Raw genomic sequence first — 20106 nt, 5'->3', positions numbered from 1 at the left:
TTCTGCGAGTGCTTGTCCTGTGGCGTATCCGGGTTCGGCCTCGCGCAGGGTCTTGAGTATTTGGTCTGTGGCTGAGGGGCCGGGAGGGGGTGCTACGCCGGCGGAGATCTCTGCCGGTGTCGGTTCCTGCGCCCGCCTTTCTGCGAGTGCTTGTCCTGTGGCGTATCCGGGTTCGGCCTCGCGCAGGGTCTTGAGTATTTGGTCTGTGGCTGAGGGGCCGGGAGGGGGTGCTACGCCGGCGGAGATCTCTGCCGGTGTCGGTTCCTGCGCCCGCCTTTCTGCGAGTGCTTGTCCTGTGGCGTATCCGGGTTCGGCCTCGCGCAGGGTCTTGAGTATTTGGTCTGTGGCTGAGGGGCCGGGAGGGGGTGCTACGCCGGCGGAGATCTCTGCCGGTGTCGGTTCCAGCGCCCGCTTCTCTGCGAGCACCTGCCCCGTGGCATAACCCGGCTCGGCCTCGCGCAGAGTGTCGGCCAGGGCTTGCACCTGATCCGGGTGGTTTTTCGCGTACACGCCCAGACCCCCGGTGATACCCACTCGGCCCGTGACCCCCGAGTACTTCTTGCTCCCGAACCCGAGGACGGTGCCGACGGCGCCCCCGTAACCGACGTCCTTGGTGAAGTCGCCGGCGGGTGTGCCGGATTGGCCGAGGTAGGGGGGTTTCTCTCCGCTGCCCGGTGGTTTGGCGACGCCGGCGGACACCTCGCCCCGGGTGGGTCGGAACGCCGGGTTGAGCGGGTCTTTCGAGGGCTCGGGCGGGATCCAGCCGGGCTGTGACTGATTCAGAGCCCGCATCACGTCGGGGTACTGGCTGAGGTATGCGCCGGCGTTCCACAGACCGCCCAGGATCCCGCCGGCCGACGCCCCCTTGGGGCCTGCCACTGCGCCGGTACCGCTTCCGGCGACCACTCCCTCGGCCGTGCGGCCTCCGAAATCACCCCATTTCCAGGCGGGGCCGGGGGCGGGCTCGTTCGCGCGGTGGTTGACGATCGACTCATCGGGCCGTGGACCGTCCTCGGGGGGAGCGGGCGGGTCGGCGGGAGCGTCCTGGCCGACCACAGGAGCGGCCGGAGCCGCCGGAGACGCCGGAGCCGAGGGGGTCGCGGTGGCCGGGGGTTCACCTGATGCGGACGAACCGGAAACAGTGGCCGGCGTTCCAGGCCCGTCCTGCTGCGGGCCCGGCACTCCGGGGCCCGCAGCCGACGTCGGCACGGTTTCCGCTCCGGCGTGCGGGTGGGCCTGCTGTGCGGCCGCCCGGTTCGCGTGCTGCTGAGGGAGCGAGGAGTGGTCCGCGGCCTGGGCCTGGCCCGGCTGCATGGACGCCGAGAACAGCCACGCACCGACCCCCAGTGCTCCCGCCGTTCGCACCAGTTGGTGGCTCCACAGCGGCTTGGCGTGTCGCTCCGACTGGGGGAACGGGACGACCGACCGTGCCCCTTTCGCCGGCTCGTCGCGATCACCGGCACCGATCATGCTGGACCCGACGGCGTCGATCAGCTCACCTATCGTGGCCGCCGGCACCTCGATCACCGGACCGCCGCGCGGGGACGGGCACGCCCGTGTCTGCCCCGGCGGCACCGCCACGTACGCGACGCGCCCGAGCCCGGCGAGCTCCTCTTCCTCGACACCGACGATCAGCAACGTGGCTGCGGACAGCTCCACACCCGTGGCCTGCACATCCCACCAGGCCCGCAGCCGCCACGCCGCCCCCGGCGCGGCGAACTCGTGCCCGTACATGGGCGCCAGGAGCACGGGCATGTCGCCACCCGTCTCGACCAACCGCGACCGCATTCCCGTGGCGACGGAGTGAGCCAGGCGGTAGTCACTGACCATCACCAGACAGGCCTGTGCCGCGTGATCCTTCGACGAACGGGAACGTGCCGGCGCGTGCGGGGGTCCGCCAGGGGAATCCGGGACTTTCCGCAGATGCATTCGTGGCGCCTCCTCAGGCTGGACGATGCGGGCCGTCCCGTGCGTCACGGGACATGGCACGGCAAGGTCTTCATCTCTTGGGGTGCGGCGACGCCGGCGGGCTCGCACCGGGGCCGACCCCCGTCCGCCCGCAACTGCTGCGCCTCCGCGTGCGGCAACCTGCTTGCCGACTCGATCGAGGACAGCACCGTTCGAGTTGTTCAGCCGCCCCCTGGCGCCACCCGAACAACAAGGTGTGTGCCGACGACGGCAACGCGGGCGCCGTGTGCCGTGTGTGCCGACAAGGGAGGCTGTCACCTGTGGCCAGGTCGGTATTCCAGTTGCTTGCAGGCGTCCGCGACGAACGCACCTGCCACGACCGTGACCATCTCGATGCCGACTGTGCAGCCGGCGCTATTCTGCTGTGTCATGCCCGAGACACGCCTCGACACTGCTCGGATCCGGGCGGCTCGCCGGATGATCGATCCGATTTTTCTCGACACTCCGCTGTTCCGCTGCGAGCCGCTGGAGCCCGGCCTCGGGTGCGCGGTGAGCATCAAGCTCGAAACGGCGAACCCTGTCCGCAGCTTCAAGGCTCGCGGCACCGAGATCGTCGCGAGCCTGCTCGCTGATCACGGCCCGCGAGCTGTGGTGTGCGCCAGCGCGGGCAACCTCGGCCAAGCCCTCGCCTGGTCGGGTCGCGGCCGGGGGCTCGACGTCACCGTCGTGGCGTCCCGCTTCGCGACTGCGGCCAAGCTCGACCGCATCCGCGCGTTGGACGCCACGCTGGAACTGGTGGACGGCGACCACGAGATGGCTCGCGACCGGGCGGCGGCCATCGCCCGGCACGACGGCATCCGGCTGCTCGAAGACAGCCTGGACATCGAGACGTGCGAGGGCGCGGCGACCATCGGCCTGGAACTGGTCCACAGCGCGCCCGTGCCGTCGTTCGACACCGTTCTGGTCGCTCTCGGCGGCGGGGCACTGGCCAGCGGCGTGGGTCATGTGATGAAGGCCGTTGCCCCTGGAGCCGAGGTGATCTGCGTCCAGCCGCTGGGCGCACCGGCGATGACACGCTCGTGGCGCGAGCGGCGCGTCGTCACGACCGATTCGACCGATACGATCGCTGACGGCGTCGCCGGCCGGCGTCCCATCCCGGCCGTCCTGGACGATCTCCTCCTGGTCGCTGACGACGCCGTCCTGGTCCAGGAGGCGTCCATCATCGCCGGTATGCGGATGCTCCTCGACCACGCCGGCCTCGTCGTCGAACCGTCGGCCGCGCTCGGCATCGCGGCGATCCTCGAGGACCACGAACGCTTCGCCGGCCGACACATCGCCATCATCGTGTGCGGCAGCAACGTCGACGTCGACGCATATCGTCGCTGGGTCGATGCGGCTCCCGACCACCACAGGCTCTGATACCGGCATCTCCGGCTCGGTCCGGCCCGGCCCCGTACTCGCTCGCCATGACGGGACGCGGGGGTTCTTACTGCCTGGCCTTCGCGAGGGAGGGCCCGTAGCGCTCTGTGCCGGTTTCGATGACGGTGCCGTCGCAGCCGAAGTCGGACAGCCATCGCTGCCGGGGAGTCGGCCGCCCGGACGCGCCGTGCCGACATGCGCCGGTCGCGGTTCTCGCCCTCGGCCGTCAGCAGTTCGGTGAGGAAGCCGCGGTAGGACAACTGCTCGCATTCGGCCCGGGCGAGGATGTCGGGGAAGGCTGAGTCCCATACGAGCGAGGGAGGGGAGCAGCGATAAGGAAGGATGCCCATGAGACCAGTACGAGGAAGCGAGGCCGGCTGTGACGGAGTCGAAGGCTTTGGACCTGATCCATCTGGAGGACATGGACGGCAATCGCTGTTTGGTGCGCGTCACCGGCCGCTTGCGGCCCGGAGTACTGACCAGCCACGACTTGCTGCGCGCTGATGTCCTGATATCCGCGAGCTTCGTCGACGCGCGATTGGAGATGTGTCTCTCCCAGCAGGACCTCTCGTCCTGGCAGCAGTCGCTGGCCGAACTCGGCCCGGGCGGCAACGCGAGCCTCGGCGCGGGCCGCGGCCTCGAACTGGGCATCCAGGTGAATGACGAACGATCGGTCTCTGTGTGGGTCGAGGATCCCGACCGCCTCACCACGGTGTTGCTGATCCGCACGTCCGAGGACTGGATCGCAGAACACCACGACCGACTGCGGCACGTTCGGCAGGCCTGGCCCGGAGAGGTCGTGGAAACGGCTTCCGCCGCCTACGAGTGGGGTCCGGAGCACCGGCACTGAGCTCGGCATCACAGCCGCCCTGACCGACATCGCGAGTTCGGTTCGGCAGCCAACAGATACGTACGCGGATCAAAGGCCGGCGATCAAAGGCCGGGCGCCGCGCCCCCTGTCGCCGACGCTCTGTCGAACGGCGCCCTGCCCTGCGCCGTCAGCCGACCCGTCGTGCCAGCACCTGTCCTGGCCAGGCCTCGGACAGGAAACGGCTTACGGGGGTGAAACCGTTGCGCTCGTAGAACGCGACCAGTTCGCCCCCGCCGCCCGCCCAGCAGTCGACCCGCAGCAGTTCCACGCCGACCCGCCGGGTCTCCTCGACGGCATGGGCCAGCAGTGCTGCTCCGATGCCCATACCGGCGTACCGTCGGTCGGAGACCAGCAACCGGATGTAGCGCTCGGGTTCCTCGGCCGGCGCGATCGGCATCTGCGGACTGGGTCCGCAGTCCAACACCATGGCTCCGACAGGGGCGCCGTCCAACTCGGCGACGTACGGGACGTTCTCGGTCACATACCCTTCGACCCGCGCCATCCCGTCAGGCCGCTGCGAATGCGGTGTCGTGCCCCACTGTTCCGTGTTGCCACGCTGGTTCATCCAGATCACCGCGGAGTCGAGCATGTCCAGGATGGCCGGTGCGTCGGCCAGGCTGCCTGGTCTTATCCGTATGCCATGCGGAGTGTCGTTCACGGCAGAAGCCTAGGCACTGCCGGGCGGGAGTGGGGGGGGCGGCGGTGACGTGAGGACGTCACACCGAGCTGTTCTCGCGGTCGCGACCTCGACCGCGACCGCCGTTGCCGTCGCCGTCTCGATGCGGGGGAGCGGGGACATGCGAGGGGCGGTTGCGTCCCAGGCGTTCATGCGCGGAAACGAACTCGTCGGCGCTGACGGCGGACAGCGTGGACAGGTCGAGGGCGAGTGCGAATCCCGCGATGATCTCGGCGAGGCGCGGTTGCCCGCCTTGCCCGGCACAGTCGAGCATTTCCAGCAGGGCGTGCTGGGCGGGAAGCCCGGTACCGCCGCCGACCGTGCCCACGATGAGGGCGGGCAGCACCATCGTCGCCCGCACGCCGTCGCCCGCGGGCTCCAGCTCGAGGTGGCCGAGGCTGGATTCGTGCACCGAGGCGATGTCCTGTCCAAGTGCGGTGAACATTCCGCCGACGGTATTTGCGACGCAGACGTTGTTGCCGACCATGCCGCCGTGCACGCCTCCGCCGCGCTGGATCCGGTGCGTCTCCAGCAGGTCTTCCGGTGTGGTCTTGAGTACGTCGCGCAAGGCGTCGGCACACACGTCGGCCTCCGCGACCACGCGGGTGCCGCGGCCGTTGAGAAAGCTGTGGTAGGTGACCTTCTTGTCCCCGCTCAGATTCCCCTCGACCCGGAAGCGGTCGATTTCCGTCCCGGTTTCCGCGGGGAAGCGGGCGAGAGTCCACTGACATACGTGCCACGTGCACGCCGAGGTCATGTTCTGGCCCGCGGCATCGCCGGTCTCGTATGAGAAGACCAGGTGCACGGTGCGGCCGGTCATCACCGGGCGGACGCCGACGAGTACGGCGTGGCGGGAGACTCGGGCCGCTTGGGCGCGCAGCTCTTCAAGACGGTCGGTGATCCACTCCGCGAACGAGGCGGCCTCGCCGAGGGAGCCGAGTTGGAAGACCGGCGCCCGGGTCATGAGCTGTGCCACCGCATGCGTACGCACGCCACCGGACTGTGAGAGGGCACTGGCACCGCGTGAGGCCGAGGCGACCAGCGCACCCTCGGTGGTGGCCAAGGGCGCGTACAGCCTGCCGGAAGCATGCGTGCCTGCGAAGAGCAGTGGCCCGGCGAGCCCGACGGGTACTTCCACCGCACCGATGAGGTTCTCCACATTGTTGGTGAGGTCTTCCGCACGCGTCTGCAGGTGTTCCAGAGGCGCCAGCGGCATTCCTGTCTTTGTGCGCAACCAGTCCAGCCGCACTTGTCGCGCGGCCTCCGTATGGCTGTCACGCGCAGGAATGGAGGGCGTGTCGCCGGTATCGGGTTTGGGGCACATGAGGACTCCACGGTGGTGTGTCTGTCGTCTTACGCGGGCACTTGCCGAACGAAGTGGCGGATGGGCTCCTTCCATCGTTCTCATAGGCACTGACTGAAAGGGAGCCACGCCAAGGCAGGGATGCGTGAATGTGTTGAACGCCCGCACCTTGGTGAAATGTGCGGTGCAAAATTCCTCTCCGCGTGCTTCGCACGGATTGAGGGTTCCTCGGCGGCGGGACACATGGGCGCGGAGCCTCGACAACACTCCGGGCACCGAGCCTGGCGGCGTCCGGCGTCAGCGGTCCGCGTGCGGCTGACCGACAACGACTGGGCAACAGCCGTCCTGTCGGGCTGGAGTCGGCACCGCGCACGGTGCGAGGGTGAGGCGCATGAGGTCCCGTACCGCTGTATCAGCCGTTGCCGTGGGCATTTGTGTCCTGCTCACCCCGCTCACCGGATGCGGCGGGGGCGGAACGGGCCATCAGCCGTCCGCCTCCAACGGCGGGACGCCGGCTGCCGGGGAACCCAGCGCGCCCGCCGAGAGCCGGTCGCCGTCCCCCGGGAAGGGGTCGAAGGATCCGGACGACATCAACGGTGACGGATTCCGCGACCTCATCGTTCCGGTCTCCACCGGCGGCGACCGGGGCGCCCGGAGCCGCGACGAGCGGGTCGGCGTGGTCTACGGCTCCGCCAAGGGCCTCGCCCCCTCGACGCGCACGGTCTACGGAGCCCGGAACCTGGGCCTGCCCCGTCCGGCGGAGAACGCCGAGCGCGACACCGTCGCCGCGGACAGGTTGGTCACCGCCGATCTGGACGGCGACGGCTTCCCGGACTTCGTCACAACCGTCACGGGCGAGCGCGTGACAGACGGGAAGATCGCCGCGGCGCGCAGCGTCGCGTATGTGACCTGGGGCGGACCTCACGGGCCCACGGAGGGGTCCGGAGCGACCCCGGTCCGGCTTCCGCAGAGCGTCTCGAAGCTGGGCGTGGAATCCGTTGTGCGCGGCGACTTCGACGGCGACGGGCACCACGATCTCGCGGCGCTCGGACTCGACCGTTCGTCCGTGGTGCTGCTGTACGGTCCGTTCACCCGGTCCGGTGCGCCGACGCGTACGGATACCCGCATGGCAGAGGAGTACAGCCGACTCGTCGCAGACGACATCGACCCTTCCGGAAAGCCGCGCGCGACACCCCTGTTGATCCATGCGGTCGGCGATGGTGAGCAGTCCGGCAACGCCCTCTATACGGCCCGCCGCGGCACCGGCCTGTCCCAGAACGGCAAGCAGCTGCGTCGCGGAAACGCCTACGCGTTCGGCGACTTCGACGGCGACGGGCAGCGCGACGTGGCGATCGGCGACGACGGCAGCCGGAACAACGAGCCAGGTTTTGAGACGGAGGCACCCCAAGTCGACGGATCGCTGACCGTATACCCCGGCAAGGGCGGCGCACCGGTCACCCACCGGCTGCCCAAGGCGCCCAAGGGCGCGGCCACCGGCTACGGACCCGGCGGATTCGTGGCCGCCGACCCGGACGGCGACGGCCGCGACGGCATCCTGGTCGCCACGTACGAGGGGGGCACGCTCATCGACGGCGACGAACGCACCCGCGTCCGGCGCGAAGGGCCTGCGCGGGCGAACGGTCGGAAGACGCCCGCGAAATGGCGGCACGCCCGGCCCGCGGGGGCGGCCGACTTCAACAGCGACGGCAAAGACGAGCTGATCCTGAACTGGGGGCCCGGCACCCTGTTCGGCCTGTACGGCGAGACCCCGACGCACTGGTGGATCACCGACGGCACGACCTCCCGGAACAAGGCGTCCTTCGCCACCACAGGGTTCGCTGCGCGCACTTCGTCCTCAGGAGCGTCGCCGGCAAGCTGAGCGAGGCGCCGGGCCTTCGGTGAGCGACTCGGCCTGCTGCGTCCCGGCAGCCCGGCGACGTAGCCCACTCCGGCCCCTCGAGCATGCGGCGGAAGTGCCGGTGCAGCCCTGCCGAGTTGCCGGCCCAGCACGCCGTCGACAACCTCGACACCTCGTCGACCACCTCGACGGCGAGGGGCGGCGGCCTCCGCCTCATTCCTCCTCGGCGAGCACGATGATGTGGTCCTCCTCCGTCAGGCGGAGCCGAGTGGCCTTGGGCGGATTGAGGTGCACGCCATAGGCGGGGGAAGCGCCACGCTCAGCGCCCAGCCGGAACCCGACGGCGGTCTCACCGAGGCGGCGGGCGGCCTCGATGACCGTCGCGAAGTTCGCCTCGGCGCCGGACTTGAGGTAGCGGGTGGCGGGCTTGAGGTAGATCTCGGAGCCCGCGGGGTCGAAGAGATCGATCAGCACGTCGTGGAGGTGCCGGTTCTCCGTGAGTTGCGCCAGCATCAGGCTGATCAACTTCGAGCTGACAATGAAGTCGTCGGCCCTGGTGACCTGGGCGACCTCGCGGTTGCTGTCCTCGTTCATCTCCGTGACGATCGAGTACGGGTCGCCCAGCCGGTTCTCGATGTCGCGCAGGTGGAGCAGGGTCACCAGGGTGCGGTTGTCGGCCTGCTCCGCGTCGGTGCTCTCGTCGGAGAGCATCAGGACGTGCTGGTAGCTGCCGGGGTCGAGGGCCTCCAGCGAGCGCCTGCTGGTGGGCCGGCAGGGTTTGTAGCCCACGGTGAGGTTCTCGTACGGACCCAGCACATCCGCCGCCGGACGGTGCGAGGCCGCGATGTCCAGCGCGGAGCCGCGTTCGACGAAACTGTCCAGCAGCTCGATGATCTTCGGAACGCGCCCGTTCCAGCCGATCAGCAGGGTGCGGTCCGGAGTCAGATCCGGAGGCTCGGCCGATGCCAGCGCTTCCTCGACGATCCGGGCCGGGTGCCTGGTCGCGAGCTTGATGAACAGGTCGTCCTCGGCGAGCACTATGACGCCGTCGTCCTCGCCGATGACGGTGTCCATCGGCGGGTTGAGCAGGAGCTGACCGTCGGTGCGGCGCAGTCCCACGGGAGTGCCCAACTCGTAGCGGTGCAGCGCCTCGCCGTATGTCACCCCGGTGAGGGAGGGCTCGGCGCGGATGTAGAGCTCACTGCCGTAGAAGCTGAGCAGCTCGTTGCAGACGGTGGACAGGCCGGTCTGCCGGTGGGACTGCACGATGAAGCGAACGGCGATGTCGTCGGCGTCGATCACCACACCGTGTTCGCCCGCCGCCAGACGCGCTGCCGCGAGGTTGTCCGAGTCCTGTACCGCGGCCACCACATGGGGCCGTGGGCTGCGCCAGGCGCGGTTGTTCAGCACCAGCAGTGTCTTGATGACCATGGTGTCCGCCTCGAGGTCCGTGGGCGGCAGCACCATGATGGCCTTGCTGGTGTCCGGGCTGACCAGCTCCAGGTCCGCGCGCTTGAGTGGATTGCCCGATCGGCAGATCACCCGCGTCCTTCCCGTTCTGGGCACCCGCAGCCGGATCTGCTCCTCCATGGAGACCTTGTCCCGGTCGGCGAGCACCACCACGCAGGAGCGGCGCTCGCTCTGGTTGGCCTCGACCAGCTCATCGATCACCGTGAAGATCTGCTCCGACCAGCCAAGGACGATGGTGTGACCTCGCTCGAAGAGCCGCGACCTGCCCTTCCGCAACTGCTCGATCCTGGCGTTCAGTCCCGCTGTCAGCACACCGATCAGCGCACTGACGATGAAGATCCCGCCGATCGTCACCGTCAGCATGAGGGCCAGGAAGACCGGACGTCCGGTGTCGTCACCCATGGTGCCCGGGTCGAGCGTGCGCAGCAGGCTCATCCACGCCACACCGAGCCATCCGCCGTGCGCTTCGGTGTCCTCGTCGGTGAACAGCATCACCGACGTGGCGACGACCACGATCAGCCCGGCGGAGGCGAGCGCCAACCAGCCGATCAGCGCGGGCGTACCCCGGTCCATCGTGCCGTCGAACCAGTACCGCAACCGTTCGCGTAACCGCACTCCGAGCCCCCTCCCGATCTCGACTGCCCGCCCCGCGACGATCTTGCCATGCGGAAGGGTTCGGGGCGCGCCCCGGGTCGGCACCGGACGCTCCGCCTCCCTGGTCAGAGGCGGTGCGGCCAACACACTCGTCGACGCGGAGCGCTGTCCTGTCCGTCGGCTTCGGGGCGGTTTCCGACCCGGCATACGAACGACGGCTTCGCTCGGCTCCGCGCATTCGGTCTCGGCCTCGGCCTCGCCGTGCAACCTCCGGCACCCCGGAAGCAGACGAATCCCTGCCGGTCGCCGGGCGCGGCGTGCCGAGCGGTCCGAGTCGGTCGAACGCCTTCGCGCCTTCGAGAATCGCGGTCCAGCCCTGTCGCCCACACGGGCCAACGGGCACTCTTCGCCAGGGCTGCGGCCGTCACCGACATCGAACGCACCATCTAGATCGAACTCACCGTCTAGGGTGACGCCGTGCTCGATGACTGGAACACCGACAGAGTCGACCGCTTCCGCGCCGAGGCAGCCTCCCGGGGGTTGCCGACGGACGAGGTGGACACATGGATACGGCGGGCCCTGCCGGGCGTGTACTGGGCGCGTGGCGGTGACGGCCCGGTTTCGGCCCGGCTGGGCGGCGACCCGCTGCTACCGGTGGACGCCCCCGATCCGTCCTTCCCCTTCGTCGCCTCCATCGACTGCGGGCTTCTCCCGTCCGGCGCCGCCGGACTTCCCCTCCCCTCCGACGGTCACCTGCTCTTCTTCGCGGAACCCGACCCGGGCTTCACCGGACCGGTTGCCGACGCGGTGCGCCATGTCTCCGCGCGTACGCCGACAGCCGCCCGTGCCGACACCGGGCATGAACCGTTCGCGCCGCAGGAGATGCGCACGACTTGGCACCACCTTTCCCCGCCCGACCCGGAGAGCTTCGCCGAAGCACGGTGGGAGGAGCCCGATGACGAACAGTACGAACTCGCCGACGAGCTGCAGAGTGCCTGGACGCACGTAGGGGGCTCGTGGCCCGTCTGGACATTCGCGCTCGGCGGCCACCCGATCGTCATCAACGACGATCCGCTCTTCCTGGCGCGCGACAGCGAGCCGGAGGCCGGGGACGCCGACGAATGGGTGCTGTTGGCCACTTGGCGGTGCGACGCGGACGTGGCGGAACTGGACTCGGGCGTCATCAGCTGGCTGATCCGCCGACAGGACCTGGCGTCCCTGCGGTTCGACCGCGTCTACGGCCACGTCGGCATGTGACAACCGCCCACGTCCGCGCCGGAAGCACAACCGGCTGGGACCCGCCTGCCGCACCGCGACTTCCGCCTGCCCAAGGACCTGCTCCTGCATACCTTCGGGCCCCCGGCCCCGGACATGCCGTCGGGAGCCGGTCGCAGGGGCCTCGAAGCCGGCCGCGCACAGGAGTGGAACGCCCGGTGGATGAACAGCCGTCAGTTTCTCGACACCACGAGTCGTGCACAGCAATAACCATCAAGCCGGGAATAAAGAAAACCAGATCAGTGATCTGATTTCCGAGAGCGCCTTGCTCGGTGCATGTTTCACGAACTGTTTCAGTAGGGAATGTCTCTCTCGATAGGAATACCGGAGTGCCGGTGTTCGCGACAGAAATGCGAGGGGTGCGGATGGCAAGCGTCTTGCGCAAAGTCCGTCATACGGCCGGCGTCGTGGCAGCTGCTCTGTTGCTTTCAGTGGCGACCGCAACATCTGCCGATGCCGACTCGGTGCGACCCTTCCAGGGAGGCCACTGCAACGGATGGATCTTCCCGGGGTGCCTTCACACCATTGGAGAGCCTGGCGGCGAGGTCCGGTTCGGAAAGGACAGCTACCTGGTGACCGCAGACGTGGAGTTGCTGTACCGGAGCGACGCAACCTACGGCTACATCGAACACTGGTCCCGCGAATATGGTGGCGGGCGAAGCGACATCAAGCGTACGACGTACATTTATCCAGGCCGTGACGATCCTTCAAACGGAAGGTTCCAGCGGGCAACGGATACCCTGGCCGGGAGGGGTAAATACAGCCCTACCCACGGAAAGAGCGTCGTGGTCAGGTTCTGTGTCGCGGGTAATGCCGTTTCAGGGTTCTGCGGCAAAGAGATCGAGATCTTCGAGAAATCACGTTGACCCGACGGCGCACTTCGAGATGCGCCTTGGCGTTTCGGGGGTGGGAGCTGGTGTGGATTCGGACGGCTGACTGGTTCGCCATGGTGACGAACCGGCTCGTCCGACCACCGGGGTCGCAAGGCGGACCAGGTGCCCTCGACCGGGTCGAGCGGGCTGTAAGGCGGCGATCGCCCGCCCCGGCTGGCGCCGCCGCGTCGTGGCAGCCAACGGCGTACCGCAGCGGACGGGCGGACGGGGCCGAAGCCACCCCCGTACCGGCCTCGCCGCCACCGCTCCAGGCACTCCGGCTCACCCCTCTGGGCGTGCCGAGGACGACATCACAGCGAGAGCCCGCGAGGATGGCGCACGAGGGACCTCGGTCGCACTCGTGAATGGCTGGTGCCTGCCGTGCCCGTGACCGCAGCTGCCGGTATATCTCCGCTGTAGGGGGGAGGCATGACCGAGATCGATTCCGACCGGGCCGGCAGTGAGCGGCGCCCGGCGCACCCCAACCCGGAGTCCGGCCTGTTCGACCTCAGACGTGTCGGTGCGAATCCGGACTACTGGTATCCCGTCGCGCTGTCCCGGAAGGTTCGTACGGGCCAGGTGGTCGCGACCGCGTTCGCCGGCGAGCGCATCGCCCTCTACCGCGGGGAGAACGGCGCCGTCCATGCTCTGGAGGACAGGTGTGCCCACCGGCAGGTGCCGTTGAGCATGGGTGTCGTGGAAGGTGAGACCCTCCGCTGCTGCTATCACGCCTGGGCCTATCGCGGTGACGGCCGCATCTCACAGATCCCGTATCTGTCGAAGGGAGACGGCCGGCCGCCGCGCGGGGTGCGCGGTTACCCCGTCCGTGAGGCCTACGGGCTGGTGTTCCTCTTTCCGGGCGCCCCGGAGAAGGCGGCGCTCACCGCGTTGCCCGAGTTGCCGGCGTTCGGCTCACCGGCCTACAAGACCATGACCTTCTCCCGACCGGTGCGCTGCCACTACTCGTTCATGCACGAGAATCTGCTGGACATGAACCACCAGTTCCTCCACCGGGGCGTCGTCGGAAAGCTTCACCCCCAACTGCTGGAGTCCCGGACCGGAACGCGGTCGGTGGAGGCCCGCTACCTGTTCACGCACGTCGGCGGGAAGCGCAACCGTGGCGCCGAACTGCTGGCCACCGAGGGCACCGGCCGCAGAGGCTCCTCCGACACCATGATCATCCGTACGGACTACCCGTACCAGACCCTCGACCTGGTTCCGCAGAACGCCGAACGCCCGGCCTTCCGTCTGTGGGCCGTATATGTTCCCGAAGGCGCCGAGCAGCGCACATGTCATGCCTACGGCCTCCTCATGATCGCCAAGCCCCGGATCCCCGGCGCTCTGCACCTGGCCTGGCCGCTCATCCGGCGGTTCACCGAGCGGGTGTTCGCCGAGGACCGGATGGCCGTCGAGGCCGAGCAGCGGGCGTGGGAGGAGCAGAACGAAGACCGCAACCACGAGGTCTTCCCCCTGATCCTGGATGTCCGCGAGGTACTGCGCGGCAACGGCGTCCCTTTGCGCCCCAGCAGCGGAGCAGCCGCGTGCGGCCCCGCCCTGGGTGTCTGAGGCAGCGCCCCGCGAGGAACGCGGCACAGGGCCACTGGTCGGGCAGCCGCCCCTCGGCAGGACCGACCGTCTGGTTCACCAGGGCACGCGGCCGATGAAGGCGAGCAAGCGGGGCGGGAGGGGGAGGGGGAGGGCTGCGGAGTCCGGCACCGATCAAACACGGAAGGGCGCAAGGCTTCGCGGGGGCCCGGCCCCTTGTCCTCGACTCTGCCGCCCCGCAGACTGGCAAGTCTGGAGTCAGTGCTCCAAGGGGGGAATCCATGGCCACTGAGGCGGAGCGCGCGCTGGGTGCCTTCATCCGCAACCACCCGACGGACAATGGGCGTCGCGGGCGCGTATCGATCGTCGCGCTGTTGGTCGGCCTGGTCTTCGCCGTCATCGCCGTCCCGGTGACCATTGCCGTATTCTCCGAGGACGGGAGCGGCGCGCCAGTGGCCGGACTCCTGTGGGGCGGCGCGCTCGTCGGGCTCTACGGCGGTGTCTCCAGCGGGTTGCGGACCCTGCGGCGGCACGGCGAGGTGTTCGTGCTGCGAGAGGACGGGCTGGTCTACCGGCGGACGGGGGAGACCCTGGTGCTGCCATGGACGGCGGTCCGCCGCGTGGTCGAGCGCGGGCAGGACCACGCCCTGGGCAGACTCATGGGATGGGACGTCCACCTGGTCATTCGGCTGCGGGACGGCGGTCGGCTACTGCTGACCGGCTACACCAAGGACGCGGCCCGACTCTCCGCGGTGATCCGGGCCGCCGTGCCGGCCACGACGGGCCGCGCCGACTGAAGCGCGTCACAGAAGGCTGTGGGGCGGGCATTTCCTCTCGGACACGGTTCGCTGCTACCGGAACTATCGCTTCGAAACCGCGTCTGCGCATGTAGGAGCGACCCTCGCGGAAGTCGTCACCCGGTACCGCTGCGGGTTCATCCGGTACCGCCCAGGTTTACCTCGTGGTTCAACCCCACACCGGATGTCGGATGCGTTGCCCCCTCGTAGTGTCTGGCGACGATCGTGAGACCGGAGAACGAGGGGGATGGACACATATGCGCAGAACAGCAGCGCTACTGGCTGCGACAGGCGCGGTCGCGGTGGCGACGCTTTCCGGGTCCGCCGCGGCCCTGCCTCAGCAGGACGGGACCGCTCAGGCCGAAGAGCGTACCGCCGGGGCCCGTACGGGGACCGGGGGAGCGGGCAAGGCGGCAGAACGGGGGAGTCCGTTCGCCGGCACCGAGATGAAGTCGGTGGCCGGAAACGACAACATCTTCTATCTCAGGGTGAAGCACAGTGGTAAGTGCCTGACTGTGCGGGGCGCGTCCAAGGCGGAGAACGCGGTCGTCAACCAGTACCGGTGCGTGTCCGGCGCCAGGAACCAGTGGTGGGTGACCTACAACCAGGGCGGTGTCGCCCGCCGGTTCATGGCCTACCACAGCGGCAAGTGCCTCGCCCTCCGCGGAGGCAGCACGGCCAAGGGCACCCCGGCGGTCCAGCGGACCTGCGGCGGCTCCCGGGACCAGATCTGGTTCTCGCTCGCCCCTTACGCGGAAGGGTCCATGAACCCCAGCGCCGGCAGCAACACGGGGGACCGGTGCCTGGACGTACGGGGAGCGAGCAAGGCGGACAACGCACAGGTGATCGTGTGGAGCTGCAACGGCAGGAACAACCAGAAGTGGGTGGGGCGCGGATGACTTCGGGGATGAAACGAGCCGGCACGGTTCTGGCCGCGGCCGTGGCGACGGTCTCACTGACCGCGTCGAACAGCAGCGCCGCGGATGCCGCGCCTGACCGGTCGGCTGCTGCGCAGGACAGCACGGTCAGGTACATCGTCAACAAGAACAGCGGCAAGTGCCTGACCGTCTACCGGGCCAGCGGCGCGAACAATGCGACCGTCAACCAGTACAAGTGTGTCGGCGCCCGGAACCAGCAGTGGCGCATGGTGATGACCGGCGGGGACCAGTCGCTGGCGAGTGTGGTCCTGCAGAACGTCAACAGCGGAAAGTGCCTCACGGTCCACGGTGCCAGCGGCGCCAACGGGGCGAACATCAACCAGTACACCTGTGTGGGCGCCACCAACCAGTCCTTCGCCTTCACCCCGGGCCGGATGAGCCGGACACCCCTGTATGCCAAGCCGCTCAGCCGGAAGAAGTGCGTGGACGTGCAGGGAGCCAGCAAGGCGAACAACGCCAACGTCATCCAGTGGTCGTGTCACAGGAAGGCGAACCAGCAATGGGATCTGACCCGCAGCGCCTGACCCCGCTGCTCGGCGCGGTCGTCTGACCCGCCCGCTTCACACCGGCGGCACCGGCGGCGTACAGGTCAGCTCGGCCCGTACGCCGCCACCGCGCGGCGCTCGCGCGGGCCCCGTGCGGGGCCCGCGCGAGCGCTCATCCTCGGAGCCTGGGGCTGCTCCGTGTGCTGACGGATGCGGGCCGCTTCCGACGACTGGTACGGCATCTCGTCGCCGTTCAGCCCGACGCCGGGGGAGCTCTTCGACATCGGTCTGCTGCAAGCGATGATCGCTCCCGCGAGGCACATGGAGCCTCCCGCATCCCCGGAAGCTCCTCGGGTGCTCCGTCGGGCAGTCTTTAGACTGGCCGCGTCGATCCCCGTCCCGCAAGGAGCCGCATGACCGCCGCGCCCCCGCCGACGCATTCCTCCGGACGGCAGCGCGACGCGGCCCGTACGCGGGCGGAGATCCTGGACATCGCGACCGAGGAGTTCGCTCGGCTCGGATACACCGGCGCCCGCGTCGATGTGATCGCCGCCCGTATCCACACCACGAAGCGGATGATCTACTACTACTTCGGCGGGAAGGAGCAGCTCTTCACGGCGGTGCTGGAGCGGGCCTACGCGGTCATCAGGCAACAGGAGCGGGGGCTCGACGTAGGGCACCTGGATCCGGTCGCCGCCATCCGCCGTCTGGCCGAGCTGACCTTCGACCACCACGAGGAGCACCCGGACTTCATCCGGCTGGTGAGCATCGAGAACATCCACGAGGCCGAGCACATCATCGGCTCCGCGACGCTGAGCGAACTCAGTTCGCCCGCCATCGAGGTCATCGGCCGCATCCTCGAGGAGGGCCGCGCGCAGGGCGTGTTCACGGCTGACGTCGACGCGGTGGACCTGCACGCGATGATCAGCTCGTTCTGCTTCTTCCGGGTCGCGAACCGGCACACCTTCGGCGCCCTCTTCGGCCGTGATCTGACCGCGGCCGACAGGCGGCAGCACTACCGCACGATGCTCGGCGACATGGTCCTCGCCTATCTCACCGGGGACACCGCGCGAGAGCGCTGACCCCGTCCGGACGGTCGACCCTCGGCTGTTCAGCCGACCGGCCCCCGCCCGTTCAGCCGACTCTGCCGGCACATTTGGCCACACCCGGGCGGTGGCCCCCGTCGGCCATATGCGTCTCGCGCCATGTGTCTTCGCGCTCCCGGTCGCGATTCCGCGCTCCCGGCCGGGTTGTTCCCGCGCGATGTCTTGACAGCTGGCAGGGGGAGGTTCACGATCCGTGCCAGTGCAATTAACTAACTAGTACGTTACTTGCGCCGCGCCCGCCCGGACCGGAGGCCACCGACGGTTCCGGCCCGCCACGGAAACCCCTGGGCGGGCCCCCGCCGCCGTCCCTTTCACCCGACCCACCAGGCAGCTCCCGCGAAAAGGAAGTGCGAGGAGCGCAGGTGGCCGTCCCCACAGGAGCACGTGTGTCCCCTCGCTCGCATGCCCCGTCGGAACCGCCCCCGGACCCTTCCGCCACACCGCCCGCGGCGACACGTGGCAGGCCCCGCAAAGCGGCCGTCGCCGCGTGGATCGGCAGCGCGCTGGAGTACTACGACTTCTTCATCTACGGCAGCGCCGCCGCACTCGTCTTCCCCAAGGTCTTCTTCGACCCTGACGACCCGGCAACCGCCACGCTGATCTCGATGGCGACCTTCGGCGTGGCCTATGCCGCCCGCCCCGTCGGGGCACTGATCCTCGGCCACGTCGGTGACCGGCTCGGACGGCGCAAGATCATGGTTTTCACCCTGATCCTCATGGGTCTGTCGACCTTCGTCATAGGCTGCCTTCCCACCTACGCACAGATCGGTACCGCCGCACCCGTGCTGCTCGTCCTGATGCGCGTCCTGCAGGGGCTCTCTGCCGCGGGCGAGCAGGCGAGCGCCAACTCGATGACGCTGGAACACGCCCCGGAGCACCGCCGGGGCTACTACACCAGCTTCACCCTCAACGGCACCCAGGCCGGTCAGATTCTGGCGACCCTGGTCTTCATACCGGTGGCGGCCCTGCCCGACGCGCAGCTCTACACCTGGGGTTGGCGCATCCCCTTCCTGCTGAGTATCGCCGTCTCGGTCGTCGGCTATCTCATCCGCCGCAACCTGGAGGAGACCCCCGTCTTCGAGGAGGTGTCCGCGAGCGACGAGGTCTCCCGGCTCCCCCTCGCAGACCTGCTGCGCCACCACTGGGCCGACGTGCTGCGCGTCATCGGCGGGGCGCTCATCGCGACCGTCAGCACCATCTTCACCGTCTGGGCCCTGGCGTTCGCGACCAGCGACACCGTCGGACTGGAGAAGTCCACGATGCTGTGGGTCGGCGCGGTCTCCAACGCCGTCGCGCTGCTCGCCATCCCCCTGTGGGCGAAGCTCGCGGACCGGATCGGGCGCAAGCCGGTCTTCCTCACCGGTTCCCTCGGCTCCGGCATCCTGGTCTTCGCCTATCTGTGGGCGATCTCCGCGGGCAGCTACCCGCTGATCTTCCTCACCGGCATCCTCTTCTTCGGCGTCGTCTACAGCGCGGCCAACGGCATCTGGCCCTCGCTCTACGGAGAGATGTTCCCGGCTCGTGTGCGGCTCTCGGGGGTGGCCATCGGCACACAGATCGGCTTCGCCGTCGCCGGATTCGCCGTCACCTTCGCCGAACAGATCGCCGGGCCGGACGGCGACGACTGGCTCGGCGTCGCGATCTTCACGGCCGCCATCTGTGCCGTGTGCTCCCTCACCATCGCGAGCGCCCGCGAGACGTACCGGGTGCCGACCGGCCGGCTGGGCGAGAAGCCGGACAGCGCGGCACGCGGCGGCGCCGCGAGGCCGAACGGCTCGACCCGGCCGAACGGCTCGACGAGCGCCGCGAAGTCGGCTTCGGCCTGAACGCGCCCCGCCTCCGTGGCCGTCCCCCCGCCGACCGTGCCTGGGGGACGGCCAGGTGGGAGGTCACGGAGGTGCCAGGCACGAACAGCAGGGGCGCCCGTGCCGCCGCCCACCCGCACCCGGTGCTCACTCGCCACCAGGGCGCCCACTCGCACCCCGCGTCCACTCGTCACCGGGCCACTCACCGGTCCCCAGGGCGCCCACTCGTCACCAGGAAAGAGCAGCGATGACCACGCCCTCACCCGCCCCCTCGTACCTCACCGGCCTGATCGGAACCGGCATCCGCCCCTCGTTGAGCCCGGCGCTGCACGAGCGTGAGGGCGACCGGCACGGGCTGCGTCTCCTGTACCGCATCCTCGACCTGGACGTGCTCGGGGCCGGCCCCGAAGCCGTCGGCGAAGTGCTGAGTGCAGCGCGCCTCCTCGGGTTCGACGGCCTCAACATCACGCACCCCTGCAAGCAGGTCGTGACCGCGCACCTCGACGAACTGGCCCCCGAGGCGGCCCGGCTCGGCGCCGTCAACACGGTGGTGTTCCGTGACGGGCTCGCGGTCGGCCACAACACCGATGTCACGGGGTTCGCCCAGTCCTTCGCGCGCGGTCTGCCAGGCGCGCCGACCGGCAGCGTGGTGCAGCTCGGCGCGGGCGGGGCCGGAGCCGCCGTCGCCCACGCGCTGCTCACCCTGGGCACCGACCGGCTCACCGTGGTCGACACCGACGAGGAGCGGGCCGCATCGCTCGCCCGCGCGCTCGGCACCCACTTCGGTAAGGGGCGCGCCGACCACTTCTCCCCGGCCGGGCTGAGGAGCCGACTCGCGGACGCGGACGGCCTGGTGCACGCCACCCCCACCGGGATGGAGGCGCACCCCGGCCTTCCCCTACCCGTGGAGCTGCTGCGGCCGGAGCTGTGGGTGGCGGAGGTGGTGTACCGGCCGCTGGAGACCGCCCTGCTGCGCGCGGCCACGAACCTGGGCTGCCGCACGCTCGACGGTGGCGGTATGGCGGTCTTCCAGGCAGCCGACGCATTCTGCCTCTTCACCGGCAGGGAACCCCACCCGGAGCGGATGCTCGCCGACCTCGCCGACCTCGTCGGCGCCCCCGCGGGATGAGGAGCCCACCGGCCACCCGGTACGACGGCGCCCGGAAGCAGGAGCCGCGCCCGTG

The 20106-nt window shown here is 69.3% G+C and carries 16 protein-coding genes and 1 pseudogene; 12 read left to right on the top strand and 5 right to left on the bottom strand.

Annotation, left to right across the window (positions count from 1 at the left end):
- A pseudogene (locus KBY19_RS28495) lies at positions 1–1755 on the bottom strand (hypothetical protein); the annotation flags it as partial.
- A 582-nt stretch (positions 1756–2337) separates the two neighbouring features.
- On the opposite strand from KBY19_RS28495, the gene KBY19_RS28490 reads away from it, so the two are divergent.
- Together KBY19_RS28490 and KBY19_RS28485 are read left to right on the top strand one after the other, a co-directional pair.
- Complete coding sequence (locus KBY19_RS28490; protein WP_210966992.1) at positions 2338–3327, top strand: threonine/serine dehydratase; 990 nt, start codon at positions 2338–2340, stop codon at positions 3325–3327.
- 379 nt (positions 3328–3706) lie between these two features.
- Entirely contained in the window at positions 3707–4177 is a 471-nt protein-coding gene (locus KBY19_RS28485; protein ID WP_099886034.1) for a DUF5959 family protein, read from the top strand.
- 148 nt (positions 4178–4325) lie between these two features.
- Here the strand turns inward: KBY19_RS28485 and KBY19_RS28480 are convergent, their stop codons facing one another.
- Positions 4326–4856 (bottom strand): GNAT family N-acetyltransferase, encoded by a 531-nt coding sequence (locus KBY19_RS28480; RefSeq protein ID WP_099886035.1) that lies wholly within the window; start codon positions 4854–4856, stop codon positions 4326–4328.
- Between the two features lie 58 nt (positions 4857–4914).
- On the bottom strand, positions 4915–6198 hold the full coding sequence (locus KBY19_RS28475) for a hydroxymethylglutaryl-CoA reductase (RefSeq protein ID WP_185019156.1): 1284 nt from the start codon (positions 6196–6198) through the stop codon (positions 4915–4917).
- A 370-nt stretch (positions 6199–6568) separates the two neighbouring features.
- On the opposite strand from KBY19_RS28475, the gene KBY19_RS28470 reads away from it, so the two are divergent.
- Positions 6569–8056, top strand: a complete 1488-nt coding sequence (locus tag KBY19_RS28470) for a VCBS repeat-containing protein (RefSeq protein ID WP_210966991.1) — start codon at positions 6569–6571, stop codon at positions 8054–8056.
- A 192-nt stretch (positions 8057–8248) separates the two neighbouring features.
- Here the strand turns inward: KBY19_RS28470 and KBY19_RS28465 are convergent, their stop codons facing one another.
- Positions 8249–10120 (bottom strand): potassium transporter TrkA, encoded by a 1872-nt coding sequence (locus tag KBY19_RS28465; RefSeq protein ID WP_210966990.1) that lies wholly within the window; start codon positions 10118–10120, stop codon positions 8249–8251.
- Positions 10121–10576: 456 nt separating this feature from the next.
- On the opposite strand from KBY19_RS28465, the gene KBY19_RS28460 reads away from it, so the two are divergent.
- The 6 genes from KBY19_RS28460 (at position 10577) to KBY19_RS28435 (ending at position 16050) form a co-directional block, all read left to right on the top strand.
- Complete coding sequence (locus KBY19_RS28460) at positions 10577–11356, top strand: DUF1963 domain-containing protein (RefSeq protein WP_185019158.1); 780 nt, start codon at positions 10577–10579, stop codon at positions 11354–11356.
- A gap of 425 nt (positions 11357–11781) precedes the next feature.
- On the top strand, positions 11782–12240 hold the full coding sequence (locus tag KBY19_RS28455) for a hypothetical protein (protein ID WP_143674954.1): 459 nt from the start codon (positions 11782–11784) through the stop codon (positions 12238–12240).
- A 435-nt stretch (positions 12241–12675) separates the two neighbouring features.
- The gene (locus KBY19_RS28450) at positions 12676–13812 is read left to right on the top strand and encodes an aromatic ring-hydroxylating dioxygenase subunit alpha (protein ID WP_099886039.1); all 1137 of its coding nucleotides are present in this window, start codon (positions 12676–12678) and stop codon (positions 13810–13812) included.
- 260 nt (positions 13813–14072) lie between these two features.
- Entirely contained in the window at positions 14073–14588 is a 516-nt protein-coding gene (locus KBY19_RS28445; RefSeq protein ID WP_099886040.1) for a hypothetical protein, read from the top strand.
- A gap of 257 nt (positions 14589–14845) precedes the next feature.
- Positions 14846–15487, top strand: coding sequence for an RICIN domain-containing protein (locus tag KBY19_RS28440; RefSeq protein ID WP_099886041.1), 642 nt, complete (start codon positions 14846–14848; stop codon positions 15485–15487).
- A gap of 8 nt (positions 15488–15495) precedes the next feature.
- Positions 15496–16050 (top strand): RICIN domain-containing protein, encoded by a 555-nt coding sequence (locus KBY19_RS28435; RefSeq protein ID WP_247691507.1) that lies wholly within the window; start codon positions 15496–15498, stop codon positions 16048–16050.
- 65 nt (positions 16051–16115) lie between these two features.
- Here the strand turns inward: KBY19_RS28435 and KBY19_RS28430 are convergent, their stop codons facing one another.
- The gene (locus KBY19_RS28430) at positions 16116–16295 is read right to left on the bottom strand and encodes a hypothetical protein (RefSeq protein ID WP_143674955.1); all 180 of its coding nucleotides are present in this window, start codon (positions 16293–16295) and stop codon (positions 16116–16118) included.
- A 129-nt stretch (positions 16296–16424) separates the two neighbouring features.
- On the opposite strand from KBY19_RS28430, the gene KBY19_RS28425 reads away from it, so the two are divergent.
- From KBY19_RS28425 to KBY19_RS28415, 3 genes are all read left to right on the top strand, one after another.
- On the top strand, positions 16425–17093 hold the full coding sequence (locus KBY19_RS28425) for a TetR/AcrR family transcriptional regulator (RefSeq protein ID WP_099886043.1): 669 nt from the start codon (positions 16425–16427) through the stop codon (positions 17091–17093).
- A 410-nt stretch (positions 17094–17503) separates the two neighbouring features.
- The gene (locus tag KBY19_RS28420) at positions 17504–18943 is read left to right on the top strand and encodes an MFS transporter (RefSeq protein WP_210966989.1); all 1440 of its coding nucleotides are present in this window, start codon (positions 17504–17506) and stop codon (positions 18941–18943) included.
- Positions 18944–19169: 226 nt separating this feature from the next.
- Positions 19170–20051, top strand: coding sequence for a shikimate dehydrogenase (locus KBY19_RS28415; protein ID WP_210966988.1), 882 nt, complete (start codon positions 19170–19172; stop codon positions 20049–20051).
- Positions 20052–20106 lie beyond the last annotated feature (55 nt).

Origin of the sequence: Streptomyces sp. B15 (genome assembly GCF_018070605.1) — a bacterium.
Lineage (GTDB): Bacteria > Actinomycetota > Actinomycetes > Streptomycetales > Streptomycetaceae > Streptomyces > Streptomyces smyrnaeus.
The sequence above is the reverse complement of the archived record's forward strand: the minus strand, read 5'-3'. Positions and strand labels throughout refer to the sequence as shown.

Bases quoted from the DNA above. Each gene is read 5' to 3' on its own strand.
- KBY19_RS28470 (WP_210966991.1), top strand. From the start codon at position 6,569: ATGAGGTCCCGTACCGCTGTATCAGCCGTTGCCGTGGGCATTTGTGTC.
- KBY19_RS28435 (WP_247691507.1), top strand. From the start codon at position 15,496: ATGAAACGAGCCGGCACGGTTCTGGCCGCGGCCGTGGCGACGGTCTCA.
- KBY19_RS28430 (WP_143674955.1), bottom strand. From the start codon at position 16,295: ATGTCGAAGAGCTCCCCCGGCGTCGGGCTGAACGGCGACGAGATGCCG.
- KBY19_RS28490 (WP_210966992.1), top strand. From the start codon at position 2,338: ATGCCCGAGACACGCCTCGACACTGCTCGGATCCGGGCGGCTCGCCGG.
- KBY19_RS28445 (WP_099886040.1), top strand. From the start codon at position 14,073: ATGGCCACTGAGGCGGAGCGCGCGCTGGGTGCCTTCATCCGCAACCAC.
- KBY19_RS28425 (WP_099886043.1), top strand. From the start codon at position 16,425: ATGACCGCCGCGCCCCCGCCGACGCATTCCTCCGGACGGCAGCGCGAC.
- KBY19_RS28450 (WP_099886039.1), top strand. From the start codon at position 12,676: ATGACCGAGATCGATTCCGACCGGGCCGGCAGTGAGCGGCGCCCGGCG.
- KBY19_RS28440 (WP_099886041.1), top strand. From the start codon at position 14,846: ATGCGCAGAACAGCAGCGCTACTGGCTGCGACAGGCGCGGTCGCGGTG.
- KBY19_RS28475 (WP_185019156.1), bottom strand. From the start codon at position 6,198: ATGTGCCCCAAACCCGATACCGGCGACACGCCCTCCATTCCTGCGCGT.
- KBY19_RS28415 (WP_210966988.1), top strand. From the start codon at position 19,170: ATGACCACGCCCTCACCCGCCCCCTCGTACCTCACCGGCCTGATCGGA.